The organism is Aquirufa ecclesiirivi (assembly GCF_011250515.1).
Taxonomy (GTDB): domain Bacteria; phylum Bacteroidota; class Bacteroidia; order Cytophagales; family Spirosomataceae; genus Aquirufa; species Aquirufa ecclesiirivi.
In genome coordinates this window covers 117,484-139,330 of sequence record NZ_JAANOP010000005.1, presented here as the reverse complement: position 1 = coordinate 139,330, position 21,847 = coordinate 117,484, and the positions used below count along the sequence as shown (strand labels likewise).

20 protein-coding genes are annotated in these 21,847 nt (G+C 39.9%); 16 read left to right on the top strand and 4 right to left on the bottom strand.

Going from position 1 to position 21,847, the window contains the following annotated elements; translation table 11 throughout:
• Nucleotides 1–98 precede the first annotated feature (98 nt).
• From carB to G9H65_RS08450, 7 genes are all read left to right on the top strand, one after another.
• Nucleotides 99–2,927, top strand: coding sequence for a carbamoyl-phosphate synthase large subunit (carB, locus tag G9H65_RS08480; RefSeq protein WP_166374914.1), 2,829 nt, complete (start codon nt 99–101; stop codon nt 2,925–2,927).
• An 18-nt stretch (nt 2,928–2,945) separates the two neighbouring features.
• Nucleotides 2,946–3,194 (top strand): DUF4834 family protein, encoded by a 249-nt coding sequence (locus G9H65_RS08475; RefSeq protein WP_166374913.1) that lies wholly within the window; start codon nt 2,946–2,948, stop codon nt 3,192–3,194.
• 92 nt (nt 3,195–3,286) lie between these two features.
• Nucleotides 3,287–3,607 (top strand): hypothetical protein, encoded by a 321-nt coding sequence (locus G9H65_RS08470; RefSeq protein WP_166374912.1) that lies wholly within the window; start codon nt 3,287–3,289, stop codon nt 3,605–3,607.
• A 134-nt stretch (nt 3,608–3,741) separates the two neighbouring features.
• The gene (locus G9H65_RS08465) at nt 3,742–3,972 is read left to right on the top strand and encodes a hypothetical protein (RefSeq protein ID WP_166374911.1); all 231 of its coding nucleotides are present in this window, start codon (nt 3,742–3,744) and stop codon (nt 3,970–3,972) included.
• Between the two features lies 1 nt (nt 3,973).
• Entirely contained in the window at nt 3,974–5,095 is a 1,122-nt protein-coding gene (locus G9H65_RS08460) for an efflux RND transporter periplasmic adaptor subunit (RefSeq protein ID WP_205753283.1), read from the top strand.
• 9 nt (nt 5,096–5,104) lie between these two features.
• Complete coding sequence (locus G9H65_RS08455) at nt 5,105–8,224, top strand: efflux RND transporter permease subunit (RefSeq protein ID WP_166374910.1); 3,120 nt, start codon at nt 5,105–5,107, stop codon at nt 8,222–8,224.
• A 34-nt stretch (nt 8,225–8,258) separates the two neighbouring features.
• Nucleotides 8,259–9,650: a TolC family protein gene (locus G9H65_RS08450; protein WP_166374909.1), complete on the top strand. Its 1,392-nt coding sequence runs from the start codon at nt 8,259–8,261 to the stop codon at nt 9,648–9,650.
• Here G9H65_RS08450 and purN read toward each other — a convergent pair whose 3' ends face one another.
• Nucleotides 9,651–10,220, bottom strand: a complete 570-nt coding sequence (purN, locus tag G9H65_RS08445) for a phosphoribosylglycinamide formyltransferase (protein WP_166374908.1) — start codon at nt 10,218–10,220, stop codon at nt 9,651–9,653. It lies immediately after the preceding gene.
• Between the two features lie 92 nt (nt 10,221–10,312).
• On the opposite strand from purN, the gene bshA reads away from it, so the two are divergent.
• On the top strand, nt 10,313–11,476 hold the full coding sequence (bshA, locus tag G9H65_RS08440) for an N-acetyl-alpha-D-glucosaminyl L-malate synthase BshA (RefSeq protein WP_166374907.1): 1,164 nt from the start codon (nt 10,313–10,315) through the stop codon (nt 11,474–11,476).
• A 74-nt stretch (nt 11,477–11,550) separates the two neighbouring features.
• Nucleotides 11,551–12,195 carry a sterol desaturase family protein gene (locus tag G9H65_RS08435; protein ID WP_166374906.1) on the top strand — a complete coding sequence of 215 codons (645 nt, stop codon included), beginning with the start codon at nt 11,551–11,553 and terminating at the stop codon, nt 12,193–12,195.
• Here the strand turns inward: G9H65_RS08435 and folK are convergent.
• On the bottom strand, nt 12,190–12,678 hold the full coding sequence (gene folK / locus G9H65_RS08430) for a 2-amino-4-hydroxy-6-hydroxymethyldihydropteridine diphosphokinase (protein WP_166374905.1): 489 nt from the start codon (nt 12,676–12,678) through the stop codon (nt 12,190–12,192). The genes G9H65_RS08435 and folK overlap by 6 nt on opposite strands.
• 40 nt (nt 12,679–12,718) lie before the next feature.
• Between folK and G9H65_RS08425 the strand changes: the two genes are divergently transcribed.
• Nucleotides 12,719–13,288, top strand: coding sequence for a YqgE/AlgH family protein (locus G9H65_RS08425; RefSeq protein WP_166374904.1), 570 nt, complete (start codon nt 12,719–12,721; stop codon nt 13,286–13,288).
• 12 nt (nt 13,289–13,300) lie between these two features.
• Here G9H65_RS08425 and recG read toward each other — a convergent pair whose 3' ends face one another.
• Nucleotides 13,301–15,394, bottom strand: a complete 2,094-nt coding sequence (gene recG / locus G9H65_RS08420; protein ID WP_166374903.1) for an ATP-dependent DNA helicase RecG — start codon at nt 15,392–15,394, stop codon at nt 13,301–13,303.
• A 69-nt stretch (nt 15,395–15,463) separates the two neighbouring features.
• On the opposite strand from recG, the gene G9H65_RS08415 reads away from it, so the two are divergent.
• From G9H65_RS08415 to G9H65_RS08395, 5 genes are read left to right on the top strand one after another with little or no spacing between them, the layout of a single operon-like run.
• Entirely contained in the window at nt 15,464–16,198 is a 735-nt protein-coding gene (locus G9H65_RS08415; protein WP_166374902.1) for a gliding motility-associated C-terminal domain-containing protein, read from the top strand.
• A gap of 3 nt (nt 16,199–16,201) precedes the next feature.
• Nucleotides 16,202–16,714: an NADH-quinone oxidoreductase subunit B gene (locus G9H65_RS08410; protein WP_166230106.1), complete on the top strand. Its 513-nt coding sequence runs from the start codon at nt 16,202–16,204 to the stop codon at nt 16,712–16,714.
• A 10-nt stretch (nt 16,715–16,724) separates the two neighbouring features.
• Nucleotides 16,725–17,216, top strand: a complete 492-nt coding sequence (locus G9H65_RS08405) for an NADH-quinone oxidoreductase subunit C (RefSeq protein ID WP_166374901.1) — start codon at nt 16,725–16,727, stop codon at nt 17,214–17,216.
• 4 nt (nt 17,217–17,220) lie between these two features.
• A complete protein-coding gene (locus G9H65_RS08400) occupies nt 17,221–18,099 on the top strand; it encodes a glycosyltransferase family protein (RefSeq protein WP_166374900.1) in 879 nt (292 codons plus the stop codon).
• Nucleotides 18,096–18,989: a glycosyltransferase family 2 protein gene (locus G9H65_RS08395; RefSeq protein WP_235927483.1), complete on the top strand. Its 894-nt coding sequence runs from the start codon at nt 18,096–18,098 to the stop codon at nt 18,987–18,989. Before G9H65_RS08400 ends, G9H65_RS08395 begins: the two co-directional genes overlap by 4 nt.
• On the opposite strand, the gene G9H65_RS08390 is transcribed toward G9H65_RS08395, so the two are convergent.
• Nucleotides 18,986–19,900 carry a glycosyltransferase gene (locus G9H65_RS08390; RefSeq protein ID WP_166374899.1) on the bottom strand — a complete coding sequence of 305 codons (915 nt, stop codon included), beginning with the start codon at nt 19,898–19,900 and terminating at the stop codon, nt 18,986–18,988. The genes G9H65_RS08395 and G9H65_RS08390 overlap by 4 nt on opposite strands.
• A gap of 97 nt (nt 19,901–19,997) precedes the next feature.
• Here G9H65_RS08390 and G9H65_RS08385 point away from each other — a divergent pair, with 97 nt between their 5' ends.
• Nucleotides 19,998–21,827, top strand: coding sequence for an ABC transporter ATP-binding protein (locus G9H65_RS08385; RefSeq protein WP_166374898.1), 1,830 nt, complete (start codon nt 19,998–20,000; stop codon nt 21,825–21,827).
• Nucleotides 21,828–21,847: the final 20 nt, after the last annotated feature.

Here is a 21,847-nt window from a genome sequence, read left to right as displayed (position 1 = left end):
CCCAATTCGGGCTTCAACTACTAACTTTGTACAATTTTTGAGCCTAAGTGTAAAGGTCTGAAAATTTGTTTTCTATTGATACAAAATAAATTAATATCGTGCCAAAAGATTTATCTATCCGTTCCGTTCTGATTATCGGTTCTGGTCCTATTGTAATTGGTCAAGCCTGTGAGTTTGATTATTCTGGTTCTCAAGCTGCTCGTTCATTGCGAGAAGAAGGAATCGAAGTGATTTTGATCAATTCCAACCCTGCTACCATCATGACGGACCCTATGAACGCCGATCATGTGTATTTGAAGCCATTAGATAGAGCATCTATCATTCATATTTTGGAAAGACATCAAGTGGATGCGGTCTTACCAACCATGGGTGGTCAGACAGCGTTGAACTTGGCCATCGATTGCGAAGAAGCGGGAGTTTGGGAGAAATATGGAGTAAAAATTATTGGAGTTGATATCAAGGCCATCGAAACCACCGAAGATCGGGAGAAATTCCGTTTGAAAATGTTGGAATTAGGTGTAGGCGTGTGTAAAGGTAGAACGGCTCGTTCCTTTCTAGAAGGTAAAGAAATTGCACAAGAAACGGGTTTCCCATTGGTGATTCGTCCTTCTTTCACCTTAGGTGGTACTGGAGGAGGTTTCGTACATGATCCTAAAGATTTTGATGCTGCTTTAAATAAGGGTTTGCATGCATCGCCTACTCACGAGGTGCTAGTCGAGCAGTCCATCATGGGCTGGAAAGAATATGAATTAGAGTTGTTGCGTGATAATTTAGGAAACGTTATCATCATTTGCTCCATTGAGAATTTTGATCCAATGGGTATACATACCGGTGATTCCATCACGGTGGCGCCTGCTATGACTTTGCCAGATACGATCTACCAACGCATGCGTGATATGGCCATTATGATGATGAACGCCATTGGTAAATTTGCGGGTGGTTGTAATGTGCAGTTTGCCTTACATCCTGAAACAGATGAAATCATTGCCATTGAAATCAACCCACGTGTTTCTCGTTCATCTGCTTTAGCTTCTAAAGCGACTGGTTATCCAATTGCAAAAATTGCCGCTAAAATGGCGATTGGTTATAATTTGGATGAGTTAACGAATGCCATTACAGGAACTACTTCGGCCTATTTTGAGCCTGCTTTAGACTATGTAATTGTAAAAGTTCCTCGTTGGAATTTTGATAAATTCAAAGGCGCTGATCGTTCCTTAGGTCTTCAAATGAAGTCCGTAGGTGAAACCATGGGTATAGGTCGTAATTTCCAAGAAGCATTGCAAAAGGCGTGTCAATCCCTGGAAATTAAGCGTAATGGACTCGGTGCAGATGGAAAAGAATTGAGAGATCAAGAAGCCATCATGCATTCATTGGCTAATCCATCTTGGAACCGATTGTTCCATATCTATGACGCCTTTAAAATGGGTATTTCTTTCAAGACTATCCAGCAATTAACGAGAATCGATAAGTGGTTCTTGAATCAAATTGAAGATTTGGTACGTGTAGAAAAAGAAATCGAACGCTATACTTTAGCTACCATTCCAACCGATTTATTAGAAGAAGCGAAACATAAAGGATTTGCTGATCGCCAAATTGCTCATACGCTACGTTGCTTAGAATCTGAAGTTTATGATAAGCGTAATAGTCTAGGAATTAAGCGTTTATACAAGTGTGTAGATACTTGTGCCGCAGAATTTGAAGCAAAAACACCTTATTATTATTCCACTTTTGGTCAAAGTACCGACTCCATGGACAATGAGTCCAAATCCTCTGACCGCAAAAAAGTCGTGGTTTTAGGTTCTGGTCCTAACCGCATTGGTCAAGGAATTGAATTTGATTATTCATGTGTGCACGGTGTCCTAGCGGCTAAAGAAGCAGGCTATGAGACCATCATGATCAATTCGAATCCAGAAACGGTTTCTACGGACTTTGATATTGCAGACAAATTATATTTTGAACCTGTATTCTGGGAGCATGTGTATGACATCATTCAACATGAAAAACCAGAAGGGGTGATTGTTCAGTTGGGTGGTCAAACAGCTTTGAAATTAGCTGAGAAGTTAGCTAAATATGGTATAAAAATATTAGGTACTTCATTTGAAGCCTTGGATTTGGCAGAAGATCGAGGTGCTTTCTCAAGTCTTTTGAAAGACTTAGACATTCCTTATCCTAAATTTGGCGTTTGCGAAGATGCGGATAATGCGGTGCTCTTAGGCCGTGAATTGGGTTATCCTTTATTGGTACGTCCAAGTTATGTCTTGGGTGGTCAATCGATGAAGATTGTGATCAATGAGCAAGAGCTAGAGCAACATGTCGTGGATATTTTACGCGATATTCCGGGAAATAAAATCTTGTTAGATCATTTCTTGGAAAATGCGATTGAAGCGGAGGCTGATGCCATTTGTGATGGAGAAGATGTGTACATCATTGGTGTGATGGAACATATTGAGCCTGCTGGTATCCACTCAGGAGATTCACACTCGGTGTTACCTCCATTTGATTTATCCGAAAATGTGATCAAACAAATTGAAGACCATACGAAGAAAATTGCGGTGGCTTTAAAAACAAAAGGTTTGTTGAACATCCAATTTGCCGTGAAAAATGAAGTGGTATACATCATCGAAGCAAATCCTAGAGCTTCTAGAACGGTGCCATTTATTTGTAAGGCCTACCAAGAACCTTATGTCAATTATGCGACCAAGGTAATGTTAGGTGATAAAAAAGTAAAGGATTTTAACTTCCAACCCGTTAAGAAAGGATACGCCATTAAGATTCCTGTATTTTCTTTCAATAAATTTCCGAATGTCAACATGGAATTAGGTCCCGAGATGAAATCTACGGGGGAAGCCATTTATTTCATTGATGATTTGAAAGATGAATTTTTTAGAAAGGTGTATGGGGAACGAAATTTATATTTAAGTCGTTAATAGACAAAAAATAAAAACATGCTAAAGATTCTCGGACTTATCTTCTTGTTTATTTACGTTATTAGGCCTTTGTTCAAATTGCTGTTTAAGAGTTACGTCATCACGCAAGTTCATAGACAGCAATCTGAGCAGGCATATCGACAAAAGGAGGCCAAGAGAGAAGGAAGTATTGATGTGGATTTTGTGCCTCCACAAACTAAATCTAAGCCTAGGTCAACGAAAGCTGACGATGGTGATTATGTGCCTTTTGAAGAGATTAAGGAATAAATTGTATTTTTTGTATATGTAAAACGTTTTAGATGTTTTTCAGTTATATCTTGCGTACATTGTTTAAACCTACCAATATTTTAATTGCCTAAATGAGGAATTTATTAACGTGGTGTTTTGTCTTGCTTGCCGTTTTGATGATAAACGATAGCTTGATTCTGAGCACGATTCAACACACACGTGAGGACTCAACGGTTAGGCTAGATCAGTTCTCTGACATCAATATAGCGGGTGCATCATCTGATGAAGTTCCAGATATGGAAGAAGAAGGTTTTGCTTTTCTTCTACAGCCCGTATCCCAGTTGCATATATTTCAAGTGAATCAACATGAATTGGTTGTTCAGTTAGAGTCTAATCCATATCAGGATATTTCCTTGGATATGATTAGTCCACCTCCACAATTGTCGGTTTAAATCCGCACAATTAGTAACAAAACGAAACAAAATCATTTCTTGAACCGGTGAGTGGAGCTTTTAGCTTTCACGCATCTATTAATTTGAATTATATGAAATTTTTCATGTTAATCCTATGTGTATGCTGTGCGCACATGGGAGTTAGCCAAGTACCGGCTAATTATAAAGCCCAGTTAAATAAAAATATAAAGTCCGAAGCTACAGTTATTCAAGTTATCAATAAGGAGTATTCTCAACAAACGAGTTTGGAAACTCCCAAGTATAGAAAGAGAGAAACATTGATAGAACAACAAGTAGCAGTTAACAGGGGACTAGAACGTAGTTCTTATAAACAACAGGCGACAGCCCAATCTAAAGAAAAGTAAAATGAATCGAGCGTCTAAGCTAGTGTTTTGTATGGGTATATTCCTTTTACAAGCATGTGGTACAAAAAATGAAACCAATAGTCAGGAGATATCCAGTCTAGAGGTGAGTGTACCTATCCAAATGGATACCACGATATCACAAGAGTTTGTGGCAGATATTAATGCCATCAATAACGTAGAAATACGAGCTCGGGTAAAAGGGTATTTGGATAAAATACATGTGGATGAGGGAAAAGCGGTTCGTAAAGGGCAAGTATTATTCACGATTAATAATTTGGAGTATTTGGCAGAAGTGATGCGTGCCAAATCCGTATTGAACCAAACCATGGCGGATATCAAAGCCGAGGAATTGGAGTTAATCAATACGCGATTATTAGTGGACAGAAATGTCATTGCCAAAAATCAATTATCCATCGCTCTAGCAAAAATAGAAGGTTTAAAAGCGAAAAAAGAGGAGGCTGAAGCGCATGTGAAAGCCGCCCAATTGCGCGTGGAATATTCTTCTATTCGAGCACCCTTTGATGGAGTTGTGGACCGCTTACCTTTCAAAACAGGTAGCTTAGTTGACGAGGGAACTTTACTCACCACCTTGTCTGATACCAAAAATGTATTTGCTTATTTCAATGTTTCTGAAAAGGAATATTTAGCATTTGCCGAATTGGGAGAAGGCTTTAAGCACAATACCTCCGTTTCATTATTATTAGCCAATGGAGAATTGTACCCTCATGGGGGTAAGGTGGAAACGATTGAGGGTGAGTTTGATAAGAACACAGGTAATATTGCCTTTCGTGCACGATTTGATAACCCAGAAAAACTGTTGAAACATGGTTCTTCTGGTCGCGTTCAAATGCCAAAAAAGGTGAATGGTTACTGGTTAATACCACAAAAGGCGGTATTCGAAATTCAGGAAAAAAATTATGTTTTCGTCAAGGACAAAACGGGTACTTTGAAAATGAAAAGCCTAATACCTGAAATTCGGATGCCGCACTTTTATTTAGTCAAAGGATTTACTTCTTCAGATACCGTTTTAGTAGAAGGTATTCAATTGGTGAAGCAGGGACAAAAAATCAAGGGAGAGTATGTTCCCATGCGCCGCATTTTGGAAAAATCTAAAACACTTTAAGCAAGAACCATGGTACAAAAATTTATAACGCGTCCGGTTCTAGCGATTGTTGTTTCCCTCTTCATTGTGATTTTGGGGGTTATTTCCATGCAGCAGTTACCTATTACTCAGTTTCCAGACATCGTTCCTCCCGCAGTGACGGTAACCACCAAATACACAGGAGCCAATGCCGAAGTATGTGCGAAAGCCGTTGTGACCCCTTTGGAAAGGGCGATAAATGGAGTAGCCGGTATGACTTACATGACTTCCGTTTCTGGAAATGATGGAACAAGTATTATTCAAGTATATTTTGAAGTGGGTACTGATCCCGATGTGGCGGCTGTCAACGTACAAACTAGGGTACAGACAGTTTTAGATGAAATGCCTGAGGAAGTAATTAAGGCGGGTGTGATGACGGAAAAAGAAGTAAACAGTATGTTGCTGTATGTGAACTTGCTAAGTTCAGATCCAAGCATCGACGAAAAGTTTATTTACAACTTTGCTGACATCAACGTATTGCCTGAATTGAAGCGTATCAACGGTGTTGGATTTGCCGACATTATGGGTCAACGTGAGTATGCTATGCGTGTGTGGTTGCACCCAGATCGATTGTTTGCTTATAAGCTTTCTGCTGATGATGTTGTGGCAGCTTTAAGGAGTCAAAATGTGGAGGCAGCCCCCGGAAAAATTGGGGAAAGTTCAGGTAAAAGAGCTCAAGCTTTACAATATGTACTTCGGTATACGGGTAAATTTACTCAAGTGACAGAATACGAAAATCTGATCATTAAGTCCACGGAATCCGGTCAATTATTGCGATTGAAGGATGTGGCAGATATCGAGTTTGGATCCTTGGATTATGATGTATTATCGAAGGAAAATGGAAAGCCATCGGCTGCCATATTACTTAAGCAAAGACCAGGTTCCAATGCGGCAGAGGTTATTGCTAATGTAAAGAAACGCTTGGAAGAGTTAAAAGTTAGCACTTTTCCTCCAGGTATGGGTTATACGATCAGTTATGACGTATCTCGCTTTTTAGATGCCTCCATCCATGAAGTAATCAAAACACTTTTGGAAGCCTTTTTATTGGTAGCATTGGTGGTGTTTATATTCTTGCAGGATTGGCGAGCAACCTTGGTGCCCATTATCGCAGTACCTGTTTCATTGGTAGGGACTTTTAGTTTCATGCTCTTTTTTGGTTTTTCTATCAATTTGCTGACGCTATTCTCTTTGGTATTGGCCATTGGTATTGTGGTGGATGATGCCATTGTGGTGGTGGAGGCGGTCCATGCCAAAATGGAAGAGAAGAATATGTCCGTTCTTGCAGCGACTAAGGAAGCTATGTTTGAAATATCGGGTGCAATCATGGCCATTACATTAGTGATGGTTTCTGTATTTGTACCAGTAGCCTTTTTATCAGGACCTGTGGGTGTATTCTTTAGGCAGTTCTCTGTTACCATGGCTATTTCTATTGCCTTATCAGGATTAACGGCCTTGACCCTGACACCGGCGCTTTGTGTATTGCTCTTGAAAAAGCCTCATTTGGATGATAAAAATATCTTAGGCAGATTCTTTATTGCCTTTAACCATAGCTATGATAAGGTTGCCAAAAAGTACTTAGGTGTGGTGCAATTCTTCATTCATCGTAGAACCATCATGTGGGGAACTTTAGGGATTTTCACTTTGGCCACGGTCTTTTTAGTTCGTCAAGTGCCAACAGGTTTTATCCCAACGGAAGATCAAGGAACCTTATATGTCAATGTCACGACTCCTTCTGGGGCCACTTTGGAAAGAACTGAAAAAGTGATGGATGATGTTTATAAGCAAATTAAAAGTGTTAGCGCCATCGAGTCTTTTTCTAGTTTGGCAGGATTTAGCTTATTGACGGACGGTAGTGGGGCTTCCTTTGGAATGGGTATTGTGACCTTAAAACCTTGGGATGTGCGGGATAAAAACTTAGATCAAGTGATTGAGGAGGTTCGTGAAAAAACCAAGGAAATTAAAGATGCTAGTATACAGCTCATTCCACCACCTGCGGTGCCCGGTTTTGGAAATGCTTCTGGTTTTGAATTCCGTGTGCAAGACAGGTCGGGTAGTGGAGATTTACAAAAGCTTTCTGCGGTAACACTCGAGTTTGCCAAAAAATTGAATGAATCTCCAGCTATCCAAAATACGTTTTCTAGTTTTGATCCAACCTTCCCTCAGTATATGTTGGAGGTAGATCAGGCGGCAGCGGCTCAGAAAGGCGTCAATGTCTTAACGGCCATGGATAATTTACAAACCTTATTGGGAAGTTTTTATGCCACCAACTTTATCCGATTTGGTCAGATGTATAAAGTCATGGTACAGGTGGATCCTAGTTACCGTATTCATCCAGATGATGTCATGAAATTTTATGCCAAAAATAAGGATGGAGAAATGGTTCCTTATTCTTCGTTCATGAAGATGAGAAGAGTATATGGCCCAGAGCAATTGACCCGATTTAATATGTTTACCTCTGCCATGGTCAATGGGGAACCAGCCCCTGGTTTTAGTACGGGAGAGGCTTTGAAGGAGATTCAAGCTCAAGCAGCTAAAAATCTACCTAGAGGTTATACTATCGAATGGTCAGGTATGACAAGGGAGGAGTTTTTGGCAGGGAATCAAGCTATATTCATTTTTATCATTTGTTTGGTATTTGTGTATTTATTGCTTTCTGCTCAGTACGAATCCTTCCTTATGCCATTCCCCGTATTAATCTTTTTACCCATGGGGGCTTTTGGGGTGTATTTATTCTTACAGGTATTTGGACTGCAAAACAATATTTATGCTCAAGTAGCGATGGTCATGCTTATTGGTTTATTGGGTAAAAACGCCATTTTGATTGTGGAATTTGCCTTGGCACAAATGAAAGAAGGGGCCAGTATTATTGATGCAGCTAAACAAGGGGCCTTTGCTCGTTTGAGGCCAATTTTGATGACCTCTTTTGCCTTTGTGGCGGGATTGATTCCTTTGATGATTTCAAACGGTGCAGGAGCTATTGGTAACAGAACCATTGGAACAGCCTCCGCAGGTGGGATGATTTTAGGAACTGTAGGAGGATTGATTCTTATTCCAGGATTGTTTGTTGTCTTTGCCACTATATCAGCTAAATTTTCTAAACCCAAGGTTTAATATGCGTCTAATCGTCATAATAAGTATATTTTCTATGAGCTTGCTGTCTTGTCAGCAAGCCATTTTCCGAGATGCCCGTAAAATCGATGCGGAACTAGAAGCCTATCGCATGAAAGATCTTGGGCAGTCTGTTTCCAGCATAGAAGCTTGTTGGAAAAAAGACAGTTTATTGGTTCAATTGATTGATTCAGTACTCATTCGTAGTAATGATATTAAAATTGGGTTCTTAAATCTAGCGATCAGTCGAGCCCAGTATACCTTTGATCGGGGAGCTATGAAGCCGACTGTTTCAGGAGTTATTCAACCGAGTTTAAGAAAATTTAGTAAATACACCATGGATGGTGTGGGTAATTATGATACTCAATTTTCTCCTAATATTACCAAAGAGCAGATCATTCCAGAACATTTGCCTGATGTGATGATTGGACTTCAATCCTCTTGGGAAGTGGATATTTGGGGTAAACTTTCTAAACGAAAAAAAGCGAGTGCTTTGCGGTATTTAGCGACAGAATCTGGTCAGCAGTGGTACATTACTTCTTTAGTTTCTGAGGTAGCGGGTATGTATGGACAATTGGTGGCTTTGGACCAAGAGTTAGATATTTTGAAGACCAACATTGGTATTCAATTTAGTGCTTTGAGTTTGGTTAAGATTCAAAAGGAAGCAGGAAAAGTAAATGAATCTGCCGTACAGCAATTGGAAGCTCAGTGGTTAAATTCACGAGCTCAGGAAGGTTTGGTATTACAGCAAATTATTGAATTAGAAAACCAACTTCGTTATTGGCTTAACCAACCAACTAAAAAAATTGCACGCTCTCAATATCCATTCAATTGTTCCTTGGATAGCAGCATGTACGCTCAAATTCAGATTGATCAATTAGAAAGAAGACCGGATGTTCGCCAGGCAAGGTTAGAACTAGAAGCCCAATTGTTGAACAAGCAAAGCGCCGACTTAGCACTAAAGCCTTCGGTGGTTTTATCAGGCATGTTAGGGGTACAAGGTTTTCAACCTGCCTATTTATTTCAATTACCAAGCTCTATGGCTTATCAATTAATTGGGGGCATTACGGCACCTTGGTTAAATCGGTCAGCCTTATATTCCAATATTAGTAGAGAAAATGCTCGATGGAAAGCCCTGGATTTAAGCTATCAAAATGCCTTGTTAAAAGGCTTTTTGGAATGGGATACTCAGGTGAAATCATTAGCCTATTTACAGCGTATGGATCAGTTGAAAGAGCGTGAAGTGATGTTGACCAAAGGAGCAATCGCTACCGTAGGCACTTTATTTACCACGGCTAAGGCTAATTATCTAGAAGTTCTTACAGCTCAGCAAAATGCACTTCGTTCAGAGCTTGAATTATTAGAAATTTCAAGAAAACGCTGGATACATGCCATTCAGCTGTATCGAGTATTAGGCGGAGGCTGGTAATTAGTTCGATTGTTTGATTAGATTCTCAATCACCTGTGGGAAATCACGGTGCTCAAGAATCTGGCCTTTTCTGGCGACATCCTCTGGGCTGTCGCCAGGATCAATGCTAAAAGAACTTTGATGTATAATAGCCCCTTCATCATAATGTTCATTCACCAAATGAATGGTGATACCTGATTCCTTTTCTCCAGCTTCAATGACGGCCTCATGGACAAAATGACCGTACATTCCTTTGCCTCCAAACTTAGGTAATAGTGCGGGGTGTAAGTTGACGATTCGTTGAGGAAAGGCCTGCACAAAACTGCTTGGTATCAACCATAAAAATCCAGCCAAAACAATCCAATCGGTAGCTAAAGCTTGAATTTCACTCAAGACTTTTCCGTTTTTATATTCTTCTCTAGTGAAAACTCGACAAGGTACATGCAGTCGTTTGGCACGTTCAATGACGCCCGCTTCAGGATTATTGCAATAAATACAACTTACCTGAGCCAAGGAAGATCCTGCTAGATGTTGAATGATTTTTTCCGCATTGGAACCTGACCCGGAAGCAAAAATGACGATGTTTTTCAAGCCTGAACGATTATTTTCTTGCAAATTTAGGCCATATTGCGGAACCTTTAGGCAAAAATTGAAGTTTTGTTTCTTCAGGTTAAAATCGGAACATGAAAATAGGAATCATTTGCTATCCAACATATGGTGGGAGTGGGGTTGTGGCAACCGAGTTAGGAAAAGCCCTAGCATCGGCTGGTCATGAGGTACATTTTATTACCTATACACAGCCACCTAGATTGGATTTCTTTTCCGAGAATATTTTCTACCATGAGGTAAGTGTAGCTTCCTATCCCTTGTTTCAGTACTTACCTTATGAGTCGGCATTGGCTAGTAAAATGGTGGATGTTACCATCAATGAAAAACTGGATTTATTGCATGTGCATTATGCCATTCCGCATGCATCGGCAGCATATTTAGCGAAACAAATATTAAAATACAAAGGAATCCACGTTCCTGTAATTACGACCTTGCATGGTACTGATATTACGCTCGTAGGTAGAGATCCTTCTTTTGAACCCGTTGTTACTTTTTCTATCAATGAGTCGGACGGAGTTACTGCGGTGTCAGAAAGTCTAAGGAATGATACCTATGCGGAATTTGAAATTTTAAGTGCGATTGAAGTTATTCCAAATTTCATTGACCTCAAGCGCTTTAAAAAACAAGCCAAGGAACATTTCAAGATAGCGATTTGTCCACATGGTGAAAAGCTATTGATGCATACCTCCAATTTCCGGAAAGTAAAAAGAATAGAAGACATCATTCATGTATTTGAAAAAGTCAGAAAAGTAATTCCTTCCAAATTATTATTGGTAGGTGATGGTCCAGAACGGTCGGCGATTGAAGCCTTGTGCCGTGATTTAGGAGTACAAGGGGATGTCCGATTTTTAGGAAAATTGGATACCATTGAAGAGGCCCTTTCCTTAGCAGATGTATTCTTTTTAACCTCCGAAAAAGAGAGCTTTGGATTAGCCGCATTAGAAGCCATGGCATGTGAAGTTCCAGTAATTTCATCCAACGCGGGCGGTATTACAGAAGTGAATATACATGGCGAAACAGGCTATGTAAGTGAAATAGGCGATATCGATGATATGGCCAAAAATACCATTAAACTACTTTCAGACGAAGCTTTGTTGACCCAAATGAAGAAGAATTCTTTAGAGAGAGCCAAGTTATTTGATATAGAGAAAATACTTCCAATCTACGAAAGCTATTATCAAAGGGTTATTAGCCAAAGTTGGAAATTCCCTACTCAGAATCTTTTGGATAGCGAATAGTTTCTGTTAATTTTGCGTGTAAAGCCTAAGTCTACTATCAATTCAATTCCGATTTTTTCCTAAAAATTCGAGATATGGAAAAACAAAACATACGTCCCAAACATTCGGGTTCTAAGCAATTATTTGAAAATCCAATTTTGGAGAAATTGTCAAGAACACACATAGCTATTCCTGTTAGCCTATTTTTCTTAACAGGCATGGTGCTATTATATTTTGCCTTTACGTATGCGGTATTGGATAATATGGTTATTTTAAGCCTATTTTTAGTGGGATTTTTTGGATTTACTTTCATCGAATACTGGGTGCATCGCAGTATTTACCACATAGAACCAACAACGGAGGCTAGGTCCAAATTTCAGTATATCGCACATGGTGTTCATCATGAGTATCCTAAAGATAAGACACGCTTAGCCATGCCTCCAATCATAGCGATCCTAGTGGTAGGTATGCTCTTTTCCATGTCTTATTTTGCGCTCAACAATTATGCATTTGCGTTTTTTCCGGGCTTTATCTGGGGATATGCTTCCTATTTATTGGTGCATTATTGTGTTCATGCCTATCCTCCTCCCAAAAATTATTTTAAAATGCTTTGGGTAAACCATGCTGTTCACCATTATAAAGATGGGAATGCAGTGTTTGGTGTTTCTTCACCTATTTGGGATTATGTATTTGGTACGATGGATACCATGGATAAGAATAAGGTTCAGGAAAACCTATAATTCCAATTGCTTTACTTCCGAACTATCAGGACAATCAATCAGCAGGGTAGCAATGCTTTTCTGTATGATAGGGTGAATTAGATTGGGGGCTATTTCGGCCAAAGGAATTAAAACAAATTTTCGTAGAGGCAAAAAGGGATGAGGGATTTGTAAATTACTTTCTTGGACAATTTGATTTCCGTAAAATAAAATATCCAAGTCGATGATTCTAGCTTCCCATGATTGTTTCCTCACTCGGCCTAGCTCGGATTCAATACCTAATAATTGAGTAATTAATTCTTGTGGATTAAGATCTGTGCTTAATTCAAGCACTTGGTTTAAAAAGTCAGCTTGCTGTGTGTTTCCCCAGGCTTTTGTTTGATATAAGGATGAAAAATGAAGTATAGGCCCTATTTTTTTTTCAAGAATTGGATAGACATTTTTAAAAATTTCAAGGGTATTTCCTAGATTGCCTCCCAAAGAGAGGTAAATGTTGGTGGCCATGGTCAATTTCATTTCTAACAAACTTACAAATTTCTTTTTTATGCCTAAGAAAAATGCTCCATTGGAATTAAAACCAGGTATGTTATTGGTTTCTGAACCATTTTTGGAGGATCCTTCTTTTCATCGTTCCGTGGTATTATTATGTGAACATTCTTCCTCACATTCTTTTGGATTGGTGTTAAATCAAAGGCAAGAAATTGTGCTGGATTCGTATATGGACGAGAAGGTGATGGAAGATGTACCGCTTTATTCTGGCGGCCCTGTTGACCCAACCATCATGCAGTTTGTTCATCGAAGGCCAGATTTAATTCCTGATGGGATGGAAATTGGAGAGGGAATATTTTGGTCAGGAAATTTTGAAAGAGCGATAGAATTAGTGGTTGGAGGGGAAATTTCTTTTGATGAAATTAAGTTTTTCATTGGTTATTCAGGTTGGGGAGCAGGCCAGTTGGAAAGAGAAGTAAAATCCAATGCTTGGATGCTTCATCCTGCCAAAGCCGAATATGTCTTTGATGAGCCCACATTGAATTTATGGAGAAAAGTGCTTTTTGACAAAGGGGGAGATTATCGAGTGCTATCTACTTATCCTGATGATCCCAATCTCAACTAAAGAAGATCTAGACTAGCTAATTTTAGCCCAGTTGGTGGTGTCTCTACGCTGATGAGCTACTTGTTCACGAATCATCTGGTGATTGGGGAGCATTAATTGGGGGTCTTCATCTAAAATTTTCTGGGCAGTTTCTCTAGCAACTTTTAATATTTCACCATCTTTGGCTAGGTCTGCTATCATGAGATCTATCGCACCACTTTGACGCGTACCTCCTAAATCTCCAGGGCCTCTTAATTGTAAGTCTACTTCTGCAATCTCAAAACCATTGTTGGTTCTTACCATTGTTTCAACCCTTTTTTTGGTATCAGCACTTAATTTGTAGCCGGTCATTAAAATACAATAACTCTGCTCTGCTCCTCGCCCAACTCGGCCTCTGAGCTGATGAAGTTGTGCTAATCCAAATCTTTCCGCACTTTCAATGATCATGATGCTGGCATTGGGGACATTGACCCCTACCTCAATAACGGTGGTTGCCACCATGATTTTAGTTTCATTTTTAACAAAGCGGGCCATTTCAAAATCTTTATCGGCTGATTTCATTTTGCCATGGAGAATTCCCAAGGGTACTTCAGGAAAAGCTCTGGAAATACTTTCAAAGCCATCCATCAAATCTTTGAAATCCATTTTTTCGGATTCTTCAATTAGTGGATAGACGATGTATACCTGCCGACCTTTGCTTAATTCATTTTGAATAAAGCCGAAAACCTGTAGCCGATGGCTATCATAGCGATGAATGGTTTGAATAGCCTTTCTTCCTGCGGGCATTTCATCGATGATGGAAATATCTAAATCCCCATACAGCGTCATGGCCAAAGTACGCGGGATAGGAGTGGCTGTCATCACCATGACATGTGGGTGAGTCTGTTTGTTTTTATCCCAAAGTTTGGCGCGTTGAGCTACCCCAAAACGGTGTTGTTCGTCAATAATGCATAATCCCAAATTGTGAAATTGCACTACATCTTCAAAGATGGCATGGGTCCCCACCAAAATTTGTAATTTCCCGGAAGCTAAATCTTCATGTAAAACTTGACGATCTTTCTTCTTAGTTGAGCCTGTTAACTTGGCAATTTGTATGTCCAATATATCAGCAAATTTCTTTAGTCCTTGGTAATGCTGATCTGCCAATATCTCAGTTGGAGCCATCAGGCAGGCTTGAGTTCCATTATCAATAGCCAATAGCATGGCAATAAAAGCGACAATGGTTTTGCCAGAGCCAACATCCCCTTGTAGAAGTCGGTTCATTTGCTGCCCCGATTTCATGTCTTGAAAAATTTCTCGAATCACTTTTTTCTGCGCATTGGTCAATTCAAAGGGCATGTGATTTTGATAGAAATTGGTTAATAGGGCAGCTGATGAAAAAATTTGACCGGGGAAAGCGGTTTTCCTGACTAGATTTTGTTTGATTAATCGGAGTTGGTTATAAAATAGCTCTTCAAATTTCAAGCGTCTTTTGGCCTGATGTAACCAATTTTCAGATTGGGGTAAATGTATGTGGTATAGGGCTTCTTGCTTGGAAATGAGTTTAAATTGTTGGATTATTTCTGTAGGAAGCGTTTCTCGAATGTAAGGGAAGGCCACTTGCAAGACATTTTTTTGCAATTGGGCAATCACTTTACTGTCAATGTATTTTTTTCTTAATTTTTCAGTTAAGGAATAAACAGGATGGAAATAGATGTCATTTTGGGTTTTGCCCTTATAAACTTCCATTTCTGGGTGGGTAATTTGGATTTGTCCATTGAAGCTAGTGGGCTTGCCATAAAATAAATAATCCACTCCAGGCGTTAAGGTTTTTTCAAGCCATTTAACACCTTGAAACCAGACTAGCTCAATGCAGCCTGATTCATCGCAACATTGAGCCACGAGTCTTTGTTTGGGTCCTTGACCGATTTTTTCTTTGTAACGAATACGCCCCACAAACTGGGCATGCTCCATTTGTTCCGTAATTTGGTCAATCGGATACAAGGCAGTTCGGTCTTCGTAACGAAAGGGAAAGTACTGAATTAAGTCGCCATAGGTGAATAGACCTAATTCAGTTTGAAGCAGGCTAAGCCTCGCGGGGGTGATGCCCCGTAGCAAAGCTAAATCTGTTTCAAAAAAATGGGTCATGGGCATTCCATAAAAATTTTGTGAATTTAGGTATATTTACAAAACCTTAGGGAGAATTTTTTAAGCTTTATGTTTTTAACAAACACTTTATTAATTTCTAGATTAAAATACTCTTCTTTAACTCGTGTGAAGCATGTATTGTTGCTTCTCTTTTTGTTAGGAACGAATATTCCTTCTTGGGCTCAATGTCCAGTGTGGGTAGCCACTGAAAAAAAAGTGGTGGTCTTTTCTCCTAATCGTTTAAAAGGGGAACCTTATCCTGATCCCATTCCTATTCCTGTCAATGGCGCACAAAATGCGGATATCAAATGGACATGGACTTTAGCGGGAACAAATCGTGGTCAAGAAATTGGGATTAGTGATACCACTCGACTGAATACATCTTTTGATATTCAGAAAATCATTCAAAGCCATCAAGATTTAGAGGGAACAAGCTTTACTTTGACGTATTTTATTACTGGAGTTGGGAAAGATGCTACTACGGGTTTAGCATGTCAAAGTTTTGCTACCATAGACGTGGTTATTTTAGTTAAAATACATCCTTACAATGCCATTACTCCCAATTCGGATGATACGAATGATGAATGGTTTATTGATTATTTATACAATTATCCAGATGCCAGTATCGTAATTTTTGATCGATGGGGTCAACCTGTTTTTGAAAGTACGGGTTATCAATATGAAGAAAAACCCTTTAAAGGGAAATTTAATGGGAAGGATTTGCCCTCTGGAACCTATATGTACCGCATTACACCGAGTGAGGAATATGGTACGATTTATGGTAATTTGACCATTGTTAGATAATATATGAAAAGCTTATTAGACCAACAGTTTCAGTCAGAAGGATTTGTCATTAGCCAAGTCGAGGATTTGCTCAACTGGGCTAGAGCTAGTTCTTTGTGGCCCATGAGCTTTGGTTTGGCTTGTTGTGCGATCGAAATGATGCAGGCTTTTGCCTCGGGTTATGATTTAGATCGTTTTGGTGTTTTTCCTCGGCCTTCCCCTCGACAGTCGGATGTGATGATTGTAGCAGGAACGGTTACCTTCAAAATGGCCGATCGAATTCGTCGTTTGTATGAGCAAATGCCTGAGCCAAGGTATGTGATTTCCATGGGTTCTTGTTCCAACTGTGGTGGACCCTATTGGGATCATGGTTACCATGTGGTAAAAGGAGTGGATCGGATAATTCCCGTGGACGTGTATGTGCCAGGATGTCCACCAAGACCTGAAGCCTTATTAGGTGGCATCATAAAATTACAAGAGAAAATTCAACAAGAAAGTTTGGTTGTTCCTGCCCGTATTTTGGAAGCCATCTCATAAATAGACTCGCATGAATGCAGTACTGCATATTAAAGAACTCATCGAACAAAGTTTAGGTAAAGGTCTGAACTTCGAAGAGGCGAATAGTCGGGTTACTTTAGAGGTAGAAGATTTGGTTTCTGTGTGTGATTTACTTTGGCGGAGTCCTGAATCCTATTTTGATTCACTTTCTTGTTTAACTGCCATCGATCAAGGTCCTTCATCAGGGGATTTGGAATTGATATATACGCTATATTCCATCCCCAATCATATAACCTTTCACCTTCGGGTGCTAGTGCCACGTTTATTGGCAGATGGCTCTTTGCCTGAAGTACCTACGGTTTCGCATATTTGGAAAACAGCCGATTGGCATGAAAGAGAAGCCTTTGATTTGGTAGGTGTGAAATTTACAGGCCATCCTGATTTAAGAAGAATATTGCTTCCTGAGGATTGGAAAGGACATCCTTTGAGGAAGGATTATGAAGAACCCGACACCTACCATGGTATTCAAGTAAAATATTAGTCTGATGAAAATAGCAGGCTTTACTTTCATTCGGAATGCCATCAAAAACGATTATGCCATTGTGGAGGCCATTACTTCCATACTGCCCATTTGTGATGAATTTGTGGTAGCTGTAGGCAAGTCAGAAGATGATACGTTGGACTTAATTCAAAGCATTCCATCCCCCAAAATACGAATTATAGAAACGGTTTGGGATGATAGCCAACGTGAAGGTGGACGAACTTTTGCCTTGGAAACAGATAAGGCCTATGCGGCTATTTCTCCTGATACGGATTGGGCATTTTATATTCAAGGGGATGAATGTGTGCATGAAATGGATTTGCCTATCATTAAACAATCCATGGAGCAGTATGTACAAGATGCTGGGGTGGAAGGACTGTTGTTTCATTACCGCCATTTTTATGGGTCTTACAACCATGTCGCGGTGTCAAGAAGATGGTATCGTAGGGAAATTAGGGTTGTGAAATATCACCCTGATGTACATTCGTATAAAGATGCTCAAGGATTTAGAAAAGCGGGGAAAAAGATAAAAGTGAAGCTTATCCCAGCTCATATTTTTCATTATGGTTGGGTTAAGCCACCACAAGGGCTCAATAATAAAGTGAGAAATTTCACGCAGTTTTACCATGACGATGCTTGGTTGGAAGCGAATGTTCCTCAGGATTATCAGTTTGATTATGGAAATGCGGAGCGTTTAACTCTTTTTGAAGGGACACATCCCCTAGTCATGCAAGCTAGAGTAGCTCAACAAAATTGGCCTTTTCATGTGGATCCTAAGGAATTGAGAAAGCGCATGAACTTACGCAGAAAGGTATTGCAGCAAATTGAAGATTGGACAGGTAGGCGGATAGGGGAATATAAAAACTACCGAATAATCTCATGATGGAAGAGAAAATCTCTTATTTCCCGCAGGAAGCTTCGCAGACCAAGCCTTTTTTTTCTATCCTAATACCGACATGGAATAATTTGGCATTTCTTCAGAATTGCATCCGAAGTATTCGTCAGCATGCTACTACATCATATCAATTAGTAGTACACCTCAATCAAGGGTCTGATGGCTCTTTGGAGTGGATTAAGGAGCAGGGTGATATTGCCTATTCTTACAGTGAAGAAAACGTGGGGGTATGTTATGCCATGAATGCCATGCGAAAATTGGCTACGGCGGATTACTTGTTGTATCTCAATGACGACATGTATGTGCTACCCAATTGGGATGGAATATTGCAAGAGGAAGTGTTGGTTTGTCCAGATCATTATTTCTTTATTTCAGCCACCATGATTGAGCCTCGTGCTCAAAGTAATTGTTCGATTGAACAGCCTTATGGCTATAACCTAGAAACTTTTGAGGAGGAGCGATTACTGAAAGAGTGGAACACTTGGGAGAAAAATGATTGGCAAGGAAGTACATGGCCGCCCAATGTAGTACACAAAGATCTTTGGGATCTAGTAGGAGGTTACAGTGTAGAATTTTCTCCAGGCATGTATTCAGACCCTGATTTCTCCATGAAATTATGGCAAGCAGGCGTGCGATTATTCAAAGGAGTCGCCCGTAGTAGAGTGTACCATTTTGGTTCTATTTCTGTTAAACGAGTGAAGCAAAATAAAGGATATTTTCAATTTATTCGGACTTGGGGAATGAGTTCGGGGACTTTCTCCAAATACTATTTACAAAGAGGAAAGCCATTTAATGGGCGACTAAAAAAACGGTACATCCCATTTTGGGTTCATCTCAAAAATTGGTATTATCGGTTCAGTCTGCGCTTCAAAGTCTAATAGATGGTAAAAAGTAATTTAAAAGGATAAAGCCATTTGGCGAAAGCTCCTTTTTTTTTGTAGGCCAACATCAAATCTCGGTATTTCATGACTAGGCATGTTCTTCGGATTCTAGCAAGAAGGCTAGTGGAACTGAAATCATGAGCTAGATTCCTTAGTACTTGTTTTTCTAAGGCTTTTTCTGCCGGGCAAAGTTCAGCCAATAGTTGAACGCGTTGCTGTATACGAAGGTCACGCTGCTTTCTGGTAACATAGTGCTTTGGGGCTTTTTTTAAGTTAGCACCTATGGCATTTTGATCGTGTTGGCGGTATTGAACTAAGATTTCAGGCAAATAAGTACTGCCTTGATAGCAGGTTGCTACAAAGCCAATGTAATAGTCATGGGAAACAAATCTAGGAAAAGGAAAAGCATGTGTCAATATGGATTTTTGAAATAACATGCTGTGGCCTGGGGCCCAAGCACCAAAAGTATACATCAGGGGTGAGGTATATGGAATTTGGTTTTTTAAGTCAGACATTCTTTGTGGTAGTTCATTTCCTTGATTGTCAATGAGTTGTGAATCAGCATATATCAATGAATGGGAACCCATGGCATGAAATAACCGACTTATTTTTTGTTTTTCCCAGATGTCATCTTGGTCAGAAAGGGCAATCCATTCTCCTTGGGCTAATTGAATTGCTTTTTCAAAACTTCCAACATAACCTAAGTTTTTCTCATTTTGGAAAATGTTAATTCGGGGATCCTGCTGAGCTAGGGATTGAAGTATAGTCCAAGTAGCATCGGTGGAGGCATCGTCCAAATAGATAAATTCTAGATGTGGATAATCTTGGTTTAGGTGACTTTGAATCTGTTCTTCTATAAATTTCTCACCTTGGTAACAAGCCATGACGATGGAAATCAAGGGGAACATCTTGTTGTTATTCTGTTTGGAGGGCATTGAAAGGCTATGAATTCTGATAAGTTTAAGAAATTGTAGTAATTTGGCCTAAATTTAAGAAAGATTCTCATTGAAAACCTATCTCCGACTACTTAGCTATGCCGTTTCCATTCGGAAGTATGTATTTCCCTACTTTGGATTTTCATTCTTGGCGAGCTTATTTGGAATCTTAAATTTTACCTTGTTGATTCCGCTGTTAAATGTGCTTTTTAATCAAGCAGCGACAGACAATATAGCTTTATACAGAAATCTACCTGAATTTACTTTTTCACCCAATTATTTCTCCTTTGCTTTTAACCATTATTTCTATGGAGCGCTCGAGCAATATGGAAGAATTGGCGCCTTGCAATATGCTTGTGGAGCCATTATGGTTTCTGTGATTTTGTCCAATATCTTTCGTTATTTTTCTCAACGAGTTTTAAAAACCGTGGAGGCGGATACCATCGCTTCTCTGCGGCAGGCGGTATTTGAGCGAGCCATTCGTTTGGATTTGAGTTATTTCAGTGAAAGGAAGAAAGGTAACTTGATGTCGCGCTTGACCACGGACGTTCAGGAGGTGGAAAATAGTATTGGTCGGGCCTTTACCGCCACATTCAAAGAGATCTTTTCCTTGGTCTTATTTTTTGTCTTTTTGGCCAGTATGTCGGGCAAATTGACCTTGTTTTCCTTGATGATACTTCCCCTATCTGGAGGAGTTATCGCCACCATTACCCGAAGATTACGACGAGCAGCTGGTGAAGTACAACAGCATTTAAGTGGCTTGATTAGCTTATTGGACGAGACTTTTGGAGCCATGCGCGTGGTGAAGGCCTTTCGGGCAGAGCCTATGATGGATCAACGATTCCAGCAAGAAAATGGGAAATACCGGCATTCCTTGTTGAAGATGGTATTCCGGCAAGAGTTAACGTCTCCTGTATCGGAAAGTTTGGGAGTTTTAGTTGTTACGGGAATATTGCTTTACGGGGGGACCTTGGTGATTTCAGGAGAAGGAGAATTAAGCGCATCGACATTCATTGCTTTTATTGCTACTTTTTCGCAGGTCATGCGACCAGCCAAGGCCATAGCCGATGCATTCAGCGGTATTCAGCGAGGAGTGGCTAGTGCGGACCGTATTATTGAGATCTTGGATACTCAACCAATTATTGTAGCCGAGGAACCGATTATTTCTAAGAAGGAATTGGTTCACCGCATTGTTTTTGATCAAGTGAATTTTGCATATCAAAAGGATAAACTCGTTTTGGATCATGTCAGTTTTGAGATTCCCAAAGGGAAAACCATTGCTTTGGTTGGGCCATCAGGAGGAGGAAAATCAACGTTGGCGGATTTATTGCCTCGTTTTTATGATCCCAGTTCGGGTCAAATTCTGATTGATGAGGTGCCCATTAAGCAAGTACCATTAGAGGATTTGCGGTCTATGATGGGTATTGTGACGCAAGAATCCGTTTTGTTTAACGATACGATATTTAATAACATTGCCTTTGGTACCGAAGCTAGTCAGGAAGAGGTAGAAGAAGCCGCTAAAATAGCCAATGCCCATGATTTTATCATGGCTAATCCAGAAGGCTATCAGGCACACATTGGGGATCGAGGTTCAAAATTGTCGGGGGGGCAACGTCAGCGGATTTCCATTGCGAGGGCAGTATTGAAAAACCCACCCATTCTGATTTTGGATGAAGCAACTAGTGCGCTTGATAATGAATCCGAGAAATTAGTTCAGGCAGCTTTAACGAACCTGATGAAGAATAGAACGGTGTTGGTGATTGCGCACCGATTGAGTACTATTCAGCATGCGGATCAGATATTGGTGGTGCAAAAAGGAAAGATTATGGAAAGGGGTACGCATGAGGAATTAATGCGTGATTCGAAGGGACTTTATGCCAAATTAAGTCATGCCAAATAATCTACCTTTTGATCATTTGG

Excerpts from the sequence above, each read along its gene's own strand:
- G9H65_RS08425 (WP_166374904.1), top strand. The coding sequence starts at position 12,719 with ATGCCTAAGAAAAATGCTCCATTGGAATTAAAACCAGGTATGTTATTG.
- G9H65_RS08455 (WP_166374910.1), top strand. The coding sequence starts at position 5,105 with ATGGTACAAAAATTTATAACGCGTCCGGTTCTAGCGATTGTTGTTTCC.
- G9H65_RS08450 (WP_166374909.1), top strand. The coding sequence starts at position 8,259 with ATGAGCTTGCTGTCTTGTCAGCAAGCCATTTTCCGAGATGCCCGTAAA.
- G9H65_RS08465 (WP_166374911.1), top strand. The coding sequence starts at position 3,742 with ATGGGAGTTAGCCAAGTACCGGCTAATTATAAAGCCCAGTTAAATAAA.
- G9H65_RS08470 (WP_166374912.1), top strand. The coding sequence starts at position 3,287 with ATGAGGAATTTATTAACGTGGTGTTTTGTCTTGCTTGCCGTTTTGATG.
- recG (WP_166374903.1), bottom strand. The coding sequence starts at position 15,394 with ATGACCCATTTTTTTGAAACAGATTTAGCTTTGCTACGGGGCATCACC.
- G9H65_RS08475 (WP_166374913.1), top strand. The coding sequence starts at position 2,946 with ATGCTAAAGATTCTCGGACTTATCTTCTTGTTTATTTACGTTATTAGG.
- G9H65_RS08435 (WP_166374906.1), top strand. The coding sequence starts at position 11,551 with ATGGAAAAACAAAACATACGTCCCAAACATTCGGGTTCTAAGCAATTA.
- G9H65_RS08415 (WP_166374902.1), top strand. The coding sequence starts at position 15,464 with ATGTTTTTAACAAACACTTTATTAATTTCTAGATTAAAATACTCTTCT.
- G9H65_RS08400 (WP_166374900.1), top strand. The coding sequence starts at position 17,221 with ATGAAAATAGCAGGCTTTACTTTCATTCGGAATGCCATCAAAAACGAT.
- G9H65_RS08390 (WP_166374899.1), bottom strand. The coding sequence starts at position 19,900 with ATGTTCCCCTTGATTTCCATCGTCATGGCTTGTTACCAAGGTGAGAAA.
- folK (WP_166374905.1), bottom strand. The coding sequence starts at position 12,678 with ATGGCCACCAACATTTACCTCTCTTTGGGAGGCAATCTAGGAAATACC.
- G9H65_RS08410 (WP_166230106.1), top strand. The coding sequence starts at position 16,202 with ATGAAAAGCTTATTAGACCAACAGTTTCAGTCAGAAGGATTTGTCATT.
- G9H65_RS08460 (WP_205753283.1), top strand. The coding sequence starts at position 3,974 with ATGAATCGAGCGTCTAAGCTAGTGTTTTGTATGGGTATATTCCTTTTA.
- G9H65_RS08395 (WP_235927483.1), top strand. The coding sequence starts at position 18,096 with ATGATGGAAGAGAAAATCTCTTATTTCCCGCAGGAAGCTTCGCAGACC.
- G9H65_RS08405 (WP_166374901.1), top strand. The coding sequence starts at position 16,725 with ATGAATGCAGTACTGCATATTAAAGAACTCATCGAACAAAGTTTAGGT.
- bshA (WP_166374907.1), top strand. The coding sequence starts at position 10,313 with ATGAAAATAGGAATCATTTGCTATCCAACATATGGTGGGAGTGGGGTT.